Source organism: Azospirillum thiophilum (genome assembly GCF_001305595.1).
Taxonomy (GTDB): Bacteria; Pseudomonadota; Alphaproteobacteria; order Azospirillales; family Azospirillaceae; genus Azospirillum; species Azospirillum thiophilum.
In genome coordinates this window covers 646667-657500 of sequence record NZ_CP012406.1, presented here as the reverse complement: position 1 = coordinate 657500, position 10834 = coordinate 646667, and the positions used below count along the sequence as shown (strand labels likewise).

The following is a 10834-nucleotide window of genomic DNA, read 5'->3' as shown; positions in this document are numbered from 1 at the left end:
CCGAGGATGCTGTGCACCGCGACCGGGTCGGTCGGCGCGATGGCCGCCCCCAGCACCAGGCACCAGACCAGCGGGACGCCGATGCCGGCCACCCAGTAGGCAATCCACAGCCCGGCGCCCATGACCCCGGTGAAGAGCACGACGCCGACCGTCGCCAGTGCCAGCACCGTCCATTTCCGCTTCAACAGGGCGCACAGATCCTCGTTCACCGCGGCGGCATAGAGCAGCAGGCTGAGAATGCCGTCCAGCAGGATCCCCGGCAGGCTGATCTGGCCGACCAGGCTGCGCAGCCAGTTGCCGGCGCCCAGGCTGGCGGCGAGGCGGTCGGCACCGCTGAGCAGGAGCGCCAGCACCAGCCCTTCGAGGAACAGGGCGATGGTGCCGGGCAGCTTCAACCAGCGGTGGTTGATGAAGCCGAAGGTCGCCGCCAGGGTCAGCAGGATGGCGGACAGGTCGAACGGGCTCACGGGTCACCCCCGAAAAACGATGCGAAAGCCGGTAATACCCGGCATCGCGGCCGGCCCCCGGCAACAAAGCCGCGGCAACGGCGACGATATCGACAACATCGCCGCGACCTTGAAGATCGCGACCGCATGAGGAGGCGCCCAAACTACTCCAAAATGGCTAGGGGGATCGCATTGCCTCCCATCTGGCGATTGCTTATCTTCGCGCCATGCTTCTCATGAAAATCCGGATCTTTTGTCCGACCGTTCCACGCCGCGGCCCGGCATCGGCTGCGGCACCACCTGCATGAGCGCCGATCCGATCTGGCAGGACGCCGCCCGGCTGCGGCATGCCGGGCAGCCGGGCAAAGATTCGCCGGGAGGCCCTTTTACAGGCGGGCCGCCGGACCTGTTCACCGGCGGCGGGGCGATGGGCGAGCGGATGCGCGCGATGGACTGGTCGGCAACGCCGCTCGGCCCGGCGGCGGGCTGGCCGCAGTCGCTGCGCACCGTCGTCACCCTGATGCTGACCTCCAGCTTCCCGATGTTCACGGTGTGGGGGCCGGAGCTGACCTTCCTCCACAACGACAGCTACCGCCCGATGCTGGGCGGCAAGCCGGAGGCGCTGGGCCGCCCCTTCGCCGAGGTATGGGCCGACATCTGGGAGGATTTGGCGCCCTTCGTGGCACGGGCGCTGGCCGGCGAGGCGACCTACCACGAGGACATGCTGCTGGTGATGGAGCGGCACGGCTACCGGGAGGAGACCTATTTCACCTTCTCCTACAGCCCGGTGCGTGACGAGACCGACCGCGTCGCCGGCATGTTCTGCGCCTGCACCGAAAACACCGGCCGCGTCCTGGCCGAACGGCGGCTGACCTTCCAGCTCGATCTGGCGGAGCGGCTGCGCGGGCTGAACGATCCGGTCGGCATCACCGCCGCCGCCTCCGGGGCGATCGGCCGCCATCTGGAGGTGGCGCGGGCCGGCTACGGCCGCGTCGACCCGACCGGGACCATGCTGTCGGTCGAATGCGACTGGACGGACGGGACGGTGGCCAGCCTCGCCGGCCGGATCCGGCCGCTGGACGCCTTCGGCCCCGTGATCATCGCCGGGCTGCGGGCCGGGCGCACCCTGCGGCTCGACGATATGACGGACGACCCGCGCACCGCCGGCGGCGGCATAGCCGCGGCTTTCGCCGCCATCGGGGTGCGGTCGCTGCTGGCGGTGCCGCTGCTGGAGGCGGGGCAGCTGACGGCCATTCTCTATCTGCACGCGGCCCGGCCCCGCCATTGGACCGACGCCGACGCCGCACTGGCCGAGGATGTGGCGGAACGGACCTGGGCCGCGGTGGAGCGCGCGGTGGCGGAGACCGCGTTGCGGGCCGCCAACCGGGCGCTGATGCACGAACGCGCCGCGGTGGAGGCGGCCAATGCCCGGCTGGCGGCAGAGGGGGACCGGCTGCGCGCCCTGTTCCGGCAGGCGCCCGGCTTCATGTGCGTGCTGCGCGGGCCGGACCATGTGTTCGAAATGACCAACGACGCCTATCTCCAACTCGTCGGGCGCCGCGATCTGGCCGGCCGCCCTGCCCGCGATGCATTGCCGGAGGTGCAGGGCCAGGGATTCTTCGAGCTGCTCGACCGCGTCTATGCCGACGGCGAGCCCTTCGTCGGGCACGGCATGCCGATCCGTTTCCAGCGCCGTCCGGGCGGACCGCTGGAGGAACGCTTCCTCACCTTCGTCTACCAGCCGATCAGGGACGAGGCCGGTCAGGTCGCCGGCCTGTTCGTGGAAGGCAGCGACGTCACCGAGGCCAAGCGGGCGGAGCAGACGCTGCAACAGCTCAACGCCACGCTGGAGGCCCGCGTCGCCGAGGAGGTGGCCGAACGCGAGCGCGTGCAGGTGACGCTGCTCCAGACCCAGAAGACCGAGGCCCTGGGCCGGATGACCGGCGGCGTCGCCCATGACTTCAACAACCTTCTGCAGGCGCTGTCCGGCTGCCTGCACATGATCGAGAGGCGGGCGGGCAACCCGCGCATCCAGCCGCTGGTCGATGCCGGCAGGCAGGCGGTGGACCGCGGCGCCAAGCTGGTGCAGCAACTGATGGCCTTCGCCCGCCGTCAGGCGTTGCGGCCGGAGCCGGTCGACCTGCGCGACCGCGTGCTCGGCATGTCGGAGTTGCTGAACCGCGCCCTGCGCGCCGACATCCGGCTGGAGATCGAGCTGGCGGCCGGCGTGTGGCCGGTGGAGGTCGATCCGACGCAGCTGGAGCTGGCCCTGCTGAACCTCGTGGTGAACGCGCGCGACGCGCTGCCGGGCGGCGGCTCGCTGGTCATCCGGGCGGTAAACAGGAGCGTGATGCCCGGCGACCCGCAGGTGCCGGACGGGCTGTCCGGCGATTTCGTGCAGCTGACGGTGAGCGACACCGGCACCGGCATGCCGGCCGACGTGCGGGCGCGCGCCTTCGACCCCTTCTTCACCACCAAGGAGACCGGCCAGGGCAGCGGCCTGGGCCTGTCGCAGGTCTATGGCTTCGCCCGCCATTCCGGCGGCATCGCCTGGATCGACAGCGAGGAGGGGCGCGGCACCACCGTCGGGCTGCTGATCCGCCGCTCCGCCACCGCCCCGGCGGCAGAGGCCGGGGCGGCGACGGTGGAGAGCGCCGCGTCCCGCCATGGCGGCCGCGTCCTGGTGGTGGAGGACGACCCGATCGTCGCCCTGACCGTCGCGACCGCGCTGGAGGATGCCGGCTTCACCGTCACCCGCGCCGCCATGGCCGACGAGGCGCTGGCACTGCTTGCCGCCGGCGGTTTCGACCTGCTGTTCAGCGACGTGGTGATGCCCGGCGCGATGAGCGGCGTCGATCTGGCCCAAGCCGCCCGGCGCCTCCACCCCGGACTTCCGGTGGTGCTCGCCACCGGCTACAGCGAGGAGGTCGCGCGGGCGACCGGCGTGCTGGTGCTGCCCAAGCCCTACCGCATCGAGCATCTGGTCGGGGTGCTGGACCGGGTCCTGACCGAAGCCGGCCGGCCGCAACACAGCCCGGGCCGCCACGCCCCGCCTGGACCGGAATGCCGCCCGGATTCTTCGCCCGCTTGAATTTTAGTGTCTATATATAAAGCATTTTCCCTACCGTCCCGGCCGCCCTTCGCACGTCATGAAAATAGTGACCGCCACCAGCGATCTATGGGCATTTGATCGATTCTTCAAAGGATTGGCCATTGTCTTCCATAAACTAACCCTTTTTGTCGGTTGACCTCGAACTCTTCGAAGACTTAAATCGGATTTAGTGTTTCCGGCTTCGCCAGACCGGCTCCGGATGCTGCCCCACGTCGCTCCACAGCGTCGCTCCACAGGGCTGCCGTACAGGAGGAGGCCGCCATGGACGGGTCCACGCCGATCTCCTTCATGCCTTCGTGTCCGGCGGTCCCGGCGGGCGCGCCGATCGCCTGCGACCGCTGCCCGACACGCGCGGCCAGCCTGTGCCGCCTGCTGGACCGGCGGGATCTGGAGCGGCTGTTCCCCCACGGGCCGCGCGTCCAGCTGTGCCGGGCCGGGACGATGCTGTTCCGGCAGGGCGAGCCGGTCCAGTCCGTCTTCATCCTGAAGAGCGGCTGGATCGCCACTTACAAACTGTTCGAGAACGGCCAGCGCCAGATCATCCGCTTCGCCCTTCCCGGCGACCTGCTTGGGTTCGAGGGCAGCGAGGCGGCCGGGATGACCTGCAGCGCCGAGGCGATCACCGACGTCGCCCTGTGCAGGATCCGCCATTCCCTGTTCTTCCGCGTCTGCACCGCATCGCCGCAGCTCGCCATGAGCTATGCCGGCACGCTGACGCGGGAGGTGCTGTCGGCCTGGAACCATCTGGGGGCGGTGGGCCAGCAGCCGGCACTGGGACGGGTGGCCAACCTTCTGCTCGACCTGCACCGCCGCGTCACCGCGCTGGAGGCCCTGCCGGACAGCGCCCCTCATGGGGTCCATGATGGCATCCGGGATGGCATCATGGACGACATTGCCGTGCCCGCAGTGCATCTGCCGATCAGCCAGATCCACATCGCCGACGCGACCGGCCTGACCTCCGTCCATGTCTGCCGAACGCTGAAGCAGATGCGCGCGATGGATCTGCTGGATTTCCAGAAGGGGCGCCTCGTCCTGCTCGACCCCGACCGGCTGGCGGAGATCGCCCAGCTTGACCCCGACCGGCCGGTGGGCGCCCTGCCGCCCCCCGCCCCCTGGGCAGTCGCATAGGGGGTGGGTCGGACCCTTTCGGACCTCCCCCGGCCTTCTCTTGATGCAGGTTAATGGGCGCCGCCGCCCGCGGCATAAACTGTCCCGAAAGGGAGGGCACGGCCATGATCACCATCGAGGACTGCATCGGACTGAGCGGGCTGACCCGTGAGGAGATCGACGCGATCGCGGAGCATGAGCATCTGCCCGAGATCGTCGCCGCCGAGTTGGGCAATTACCTGGACGCCACCAGGGACGGCCGGCGCGAAATCCGCCGGATGATCGAGGACGACATCGCCGCGGCCCGGGCGCATGGACAGCGGGAGCGCGTCGCCGTGCTGACGCTGACGCTCTGCCACTTCCTGAAGGAGCATGGGGGCGGGGAGCATGCGGCCACACACCATGGGAAGACCCGCGATGCGCGGCCCTGAGCGCCGGCAGGACCGGATGCCGGATCGGCCGGCGATGCGACGGGCGCCGACCCTCCTGCTGGCGACCCTGCTGGCTGCCGGCCTGCCCCTCGCCCTGGGCGCGGCGGCGGCCGGGCCGCGCACGCCGGACGGATCGGCGAGCGCGGTCGACGGCCGGTCGCTGGCGCTGGCGCTGTGCGGTGACTGCCATATCGTGGCGCCCGGCCGGACGACCGGCCCCGACGGTCTTTCCGGTCCCGATCCGGCCGGTCCCGATCCGGCCGGCTCCGATCTGGCCGGCCCCGATCTCGTCGAGCGGATGCAGGATCCCGCGATGACCGAACTGGCGCTGCGCAGCTACCTGCGCACGTCCCATCCGCTGATGCCCAACATCCGGCTGACACGCGGGGAAACCGACGACATCGTCGCCTACCTCCTGACCCTGAAGGAAGACCAACCATGAGCCCCCCGATGCCGGCAGGACAGCCGCCGCGCCTTCGGACCGTTCCACCGCCGGCCGCCGCCATCCTTGCGGCGACGATCGCGGCAATGCTTGCGGCGATGGTTGCGGCGGCCGGCCCGGCGGCTGCCGCCGACGCGGAGGCGGGCCGGCGCATCGCGGAGCAATGGTGCGCCTCCTGCCACATGGTGGAAGGCCGCCGGAGCGGCAGCGACGCCGCCCCGGCGCTGGCCGGCATTGCCCGCGATCCCGGCCGCGGCCCCGGCTGGGTCCGGGCCTGGCTGAACGACCCCCACCCGCCGATGCCCGACCTGTCGCTGACGCGGGCCGAGATCGACGACGTGGTCGCCTATCTGAACCGGCTGGCCGGCCGGTGAGGATGCGGGCGGGAAGGGCGTCCGATGCGCAGACACGGCCACATCAGACATGGCGACCTCTGGATCGTGCTGGCCGACAGCTCCGGCGCCCGGCTGTACCGCCGCCGGGCCGCCATGCCGGGCGCAGCCATGCCCGGTACCGCCATGCCCGGTGCCATCGAACCGCTGCCGTGCCGCTGCGGCGAGGGCGGCGGCGGCGGGGACTCGGTGCCCGGCGTGGCCGGCATCCTCAACGAGGCGGCGGCGCTCGGCCTGTTCGGCTCCCTGATGCTGGTGGCTCCGTCGCCGGCCCTGCATGCGCTGAAACGCGCGCTCCTGCCGGCCGCCGGCGCCCTGCTGGTGCGCGAAGAGACCCGCAACCTGCTCGCCCTGCCGGACGCGGCGCGCGCGGCAAGGCTGGCCGCCTTGCTGCGCGACCGGTAGGCCGGGCCGTCACCGCCGCGCCCTGTCACCGCCCCCTTGCCGTCGCTGGTGCCGTCGCCGCGAGGATCGCGCGTTCCAGGGCCGGCAGGTCATAGGGCTTCTGCAAATGGAAGGCCTTCCCGCCGAACGCCGCGATCTCCGCATCGTTCAGCACCATCCGGCCGGACGCGAACACCACCGGAAGTCCCGGCATGCGCCGCCTCAGCTCCGCCGCCAGATCCTCCCCGCGCCCGTCGGGCAGGGTCAGGTCGGTGAACAGCAGGTCGAAGCCCTCCCCCGCCCCGACGATGCGCAGCGCCTCCTCCACCCCTTCGGCCTCCAGCACCCGATGGCCGAGGTCGGCCAGAATCTCGGCGACCGACATGCGGATCAGGGCATCGTCCTCGACCAGGAGAACCGTCAGGCTTCCGATCAGCGCCTCGCCTGATGCATCCCCCGACACCCCGGCGGGAGCCGTCCCCGGCACGGTGCGGGCGGGAGGCGCCGGCTCCGGCTCCGGCTTGCGGCCGTTCAGCACCTGCCGGATCTTGCGGGCGAGGACGTCGCGGCTATAGGGCTTGCTCAGCAGCTCCACGCCGGGGTCCAGCCGGCCGCCATGGACGATCGCGTTCTGCGTGTAGCCGGAGGTGAACAGGACGGCCAGGTTGGGCAGGCGCTCCAGCGCCTTGCGCGCCAGCTCCGGGCTGCGCAGCGGTCCGGGCATCACCACGTCGGTGAACAGCAGGTCGATCGGAACGCCGCTCTCCAGGATCGCCAGCGCGCTCTGCGCGTCGCGCGCCTGCAGCACGCGGTAGTCGAGGTCGGCCAGCATGGCGATCACCGTCTGGCGGACCTCCTCGTCGTCCTCCACCACCAGCACGGTCTCGCTGCCGCCGCCGACCGGCGCGCTGTCCACCGCGACCGGCAGATCCTCGACGTCCTGCGTGCGCGGCAGATAGAGGCGGATCGTCGTTCCGTGCCCCATCTCGCTGTAGATCTTGATGTGCCCGCCCGACTGCTTGACGAAGCCATAGACCATGCTGAGCCCGAGGCCGGTGCCGTGCCCCTCCGGCTTGGTGGTGAAGAAGGGGTCGAACGCCCGCTCCTGCACCTCGGGCGGCATGCCGCTGCCGGTGTCGGTCACCGCCAGCATCACATACTGGCCGGCCTGCACGTCGCTGTGCCGGGCGGCATAGGCCTCGTCCAGCTCGGCATTGCCGGCCTCGATCGTCAGCTGGCCGTTGCCGTTCATCGCGTCGCGGGCGTTGATGGCCAGGTTGAGCACGGCGTTCTCCACCTGGGTCGGATCGACGACCGTGTTCCACAGCCCGCCGCCGCTGATCACCTCGATCCTGATCTCCTCACCCAGCGCCCGGCGCAGCATGTCATCGAGGCCGCGGATCAGCCGGCCCAGATTGACCACCCGCGGCTCCAGAGGCTGGCGCCGGGCGAAGGCCAGCAGGGACGAGGCGAGCTTGGCGCCGCGCGACACGCCGCTCAGCGCGTTGCGCACCCGGTCCGCCGCCCGCGGGTTGCCGCCCACCTCGTTGGCGAGCAGTTGCAGGTTGCCGCCGATCACCTGGAGAAGATTGTTGAAGTCGTGGGCGACGCCGCCGGTGAGCTGCCCGACCGCCTCCATCTTCTGGGCCCGGCGCAGCTGTTCCTCGGTCTGGCGCAACGCATCCGCCTGCTCCTTCTCCGCCGTGACGTGGCGGCCGTAGGCATAGACCAGATCGCCTTCCACCGAGCTGTGCCAGGAAATCCAGCGCGGCGTGCCGTCCCTGTGCCGGAAGCGGTTCTCGAAGTTGGTCAGGGTGCGCGTGACCGCATCCTCGTGCCCGCCCTGGGTCCATTCCAGATCCTCCGGCCAGACGAACTGCCGGAAGCTGCACCCGACCATCTCGTCCGGCCGATAGCCGAGAATCTCGGTCCAGGCCGGGTTGACCGCCCGGTAGAGGCCGTCGGTTCCCATCACGGCCAGCAGGTCGCGGGAATTGCGCCAGACCTGGTTGAGCTCGCGCGTCCGCTCGGCCACCCGCCGCTCCAGCTCCTCGTTCGCCGCGCGCAGCATGGCGCTGGTTTCCCGGCGCAGCCGGGCCAGACGCAGCGACCCCTCCACCCGCGCGATCAGTTCGCGGGCGCTGAAGGGCTTGGCCACGTAATCGTCCGCTCCGGCCTGCAACCCGTCGATGGCCGACTCCTCGCCGGCGCGCGCCGACAGCAGGATGATCGGCAGGTCGCGGGTGTCGGGGTCGCGGCGCAGGGCGTCGATCACGCCGAACCCGTCGAGGTGGGGCATCATCACGTCGGACAGCACGAGGTCGGGCCGGACGGCGCGGACGGCGGCCACGGCGGACCGCCCGTCGCCAACCGCCACCACCCGGTAGCCGGCCCCGGCCAGCAGCCGTTCGACATAGCCGCGCATGTCGGCATTGTCGTCGGCGAGCACGATGGTCTCGCCCTGCGCCCGGTCGGATGCCGCCGCAGCCGCAGCAGCTGCCGCATCCGCCGGCCTGCCGGCGGGCGCCGCCGCTTCCGCTTCGGGCAGCCAGCGCAGCGCCTCGGAGACGAAGAGTTCGGCGCGGGTGGCGGTGGGCGCCTGCGCCGTCCCGCCATCGGTATCGGTATCGGCCGCCGCCAGATGCGCCCTGCCGAACGGCAGGGAGACCGTGAAGACCGTCCCCTCGCCGACGCGGCTCTCGACCCGGACGGCGCCGCCATGGACCGCGGTCAGATCCTTGACCAGCGCCAGCCCGATCCCGGTTCCCTCATGGGTGCGCCCGACCTGCCCGTCGATCCGGTGGAAGCGGTCGAACACGCGGTCCAGCTCGGCTTCGGGGATGCCGGTCCCGGTGTCGCGGACCTTCAGCACGGCAGCCCCGCGGGTGGCCTCCAGCGTCACCGCGACCTCGCCCCGCAGGGTATATTTGAAGGCGTTGGAGATCAGGTTGAGAACGATCTTCTCCCACAGGTCGCGATCGATCCAGACCGGTTCGGGCAGGGCCGGGCAGTCGATCCGGTAGGCGAGCCCGGCCTTGTCCATCGCCGAGCGGAAGCTGCTCGCCAGATCGGCGGTATAGGCGGCAAGATCGACGGGCGCGAAGCTGGCGCGCATCCGTCCCGCCTCGATCCGCGAGAAGTCGAGCAGCGCGTTGACCAGCCGCAACAGCCGCTGGCCGTTGCGCTGCACCATCTCCAGCTCGTCGCGGGAAACGGTGACGGAGCGGCCGGCCTGCGGGGCCGGCCCGTGCAGCATCTCCTCCAGCGGACCCAGCATCAGGGTCAGCGGCGTGCGGAACTCGTGGCTGGCGTTGGAGAAGAAGGCGGTCTTGGCGCGGTCGATCTCGGCAAGCGCCTCGGCCCGGCGGCGCTCCGCCTCATAGCTCTCGGCATTGGCGATGGCGGCGGCGACCTGCCCGGCGATCAGACCCAGGAAGCGGCGATACCCGTCGTCGAACAGGCGGTACGGGTTGAGCCCGACGACCAGCAGGCCCGACCGGCCGGTTTCGCCGCTGGCCGGCAGCGGCAGCACGACCGCCTGCGTCGCCGGGCGGTTCCACACGCTGTCCGGCAGGGGGCCTGCGGCCAGGGCGCGCAGGTCGGGGATATGCGCGGGGCCGGTGGCCGGATCGACCAGCGGCCATACCGGCGCATCCGCCGCCAGCATCTCCGGGGCGGCGGGATGTCCGGCGGCGATGCCGGTGGCGGCGGCGAGCGCGAACTCGGCGCTGCCCGGTTCCGCCAGATAGATCAGGGCGAACGCCACGTCCTTCGGGTCGGTCGCCAGCGCCTCGGCGCTCCGGCCGCAGACCTCCTGCCAGGTCTGGGCACGCGAGGTGCGCGCGGCCAACTCGCGCAGCAGGGCGAGCTGGCGTTCGCCGATGATCCGTTCCGTGACGTCGGTGTTGGCGCAGATGATCCCGCCCGGGCTGCCGTCATCGTCGGGAATCGGGCTGTAGGAGAAGGTGTAGTAGGTCTCCTCCGGATAGCCGTTGCGCTCCATGATGAGGAGCTGGTCTTCGACGTAGGTTCCCTCCACCCCCGTCATGGCCGTCGTCAGCAGCGGATCGATGTCGGCCCAGATCTCGCTCCAGACCGTGGAGGTCGGCAGGCCGAGCGCCCGGGGATGCTTGCCACCGATGATCGACTTGTAGGGATCGTTGTAGAGATAGGTCAGCTCCCGTCCCCAGCCGATCCAGATCGGCTGCCGGGACGTCAGCATGATCCGCACCGCGGTCTTCAGGCTCTGTGGCCAGCCGTCGGGCGGGCCGAGCGGCGTCGCCTCCCAGTCATGGGCGCGCATCAATGCGCCGAGTTCCCCCCCGCCGGCGAGAAACCCCGGACCGGCGCCGTCCGGCGCCCCGATCACCGCCGCGGCGGCCGGACCGTCGCCGGCTACACCGTCATTCTGTGCTTGTGTGCTGGGATCCACTCGCCGCGCCGCCTTGTCCGACCCAAATTCGTAGTCGTGCGGAGTGTATGGACCGCCCCGGATGGCGCAAGCCGGAGATTTGCCATAC

The 10834-nt window shown here is 70.9% G+C and carries 8 protein-coding genes (1 of these 8 only partly in view); 6 read left to right on the top strand and 2 right to left on the bottom strand.

Annotated features, from left to right (window positions below):
- A protein-coding gene (locus AL072_RS31285) for a cation:proton antiporter (protein ID WP_045584847.1) crosses the window boundary here: on the bottom strand, window positions 1–467 show its 5' end (the start). The gene continues 796 nt to the left of window position 1, outside the view; 467 of the gene's 1263 nt are visible here — the first part of the coding sequence; the start codon lies at window positions 465–467; the stop codon falls past the left edge of the window.
- A gap of 232 nt (window positions 468–699) precedes the next feature.
- Here AL072_RS31285 and AL072_RS31280 point away from each other — a divergent pair, with 232 nt between their 5' ends.
- The 6 genes from AL072_RS31280 to AL072_RS31255 all read left to right on the top strand — a co-directional run bounded on the left by AL072_RS31280 (window position 700) and on the right by AL072_RS31255 (window position 6335).
- Window positions 700–3537, top strand: coding sequence for a PAS domain-containing protein (locus AL072_RS31280; protein WP_052710320.1), 2838 nt, complete (start codon window positions 700–702; stop codon window positions 3535–3537).
- 282 nt (window positions 3538–3819) lie between these two features.
- A complete protein-coding gene (locus AL072_RS31275; protein WP_060721757.1) occupies window positions 3820–4686 on the top strand; it encodes a Crp/Fnr family transcriptional regulator in 867 nt (288 codons plus the stop codon).
- 104 nt (window positions 4687–4790) lie between these two features.
- Window positions 4791–5096: a hypothetical protein gene (locus AL072_RS31270; protein ID WP_045584845.1), complete on the top strand. Its 306-nt coding sequence runs from the start codon at window positions 4791–4793 to the stop codon at window positions 5094–5096.
- Window positions 5083–5538: a c-type cytochrome gene (locus AL072_RS31265; protein ID WP_045584844.1), complete on the top strand. Its 456-nt coding sequence runs from the start codon at window positions 5083–5085 to the stop codon at window positions 5536–5538. Before AL072_RS31270 ends, AL072_RS31265 begins: the two co-directional genes overlap by 14 nt.
- Entirely contained in the window at window positions 5535–5912 is a 378-nt protein-coding gene (locus AL072_RS31260; protein WP_144428431.1) for a c-type cytochrome, read from the top strand. The genes AL072_RS31265 and AL072_RS31260 overlap by 4 nt, the downstream gene beginning before the upstream one ends.
- Before the next feature lie 24 nt (window positions 5913–5936).
- The gene (locus tag AL072_RS31255; protein ID WP_045584843.1) at window positions 5937–6335 is read left to right on the top strand and encodes a hypothetical protein; all 399 of its coding nucleotides are present in this window, start codon (window positions 5937–5939) and stop codon (window positions 6333–6335) included.
- 25 nt (window positions 6336–6360) lie between these two features.
- On the opposite strand, the gene AL072_RS31250 is transcribed toward AL072_RS31255, so the two are convergent.
- Window positions 6361–10746, bottom strand: a complete 4386-nt coding sequence (locus AL072_RS31250; RefSeq protein WP_200909979.1) for a response regulator — start codon at window positions 10744–10746, stop codon at window positions 6361–6363.
- Window positions 10747–10834 lie beyond the last annotated feature (88 nt).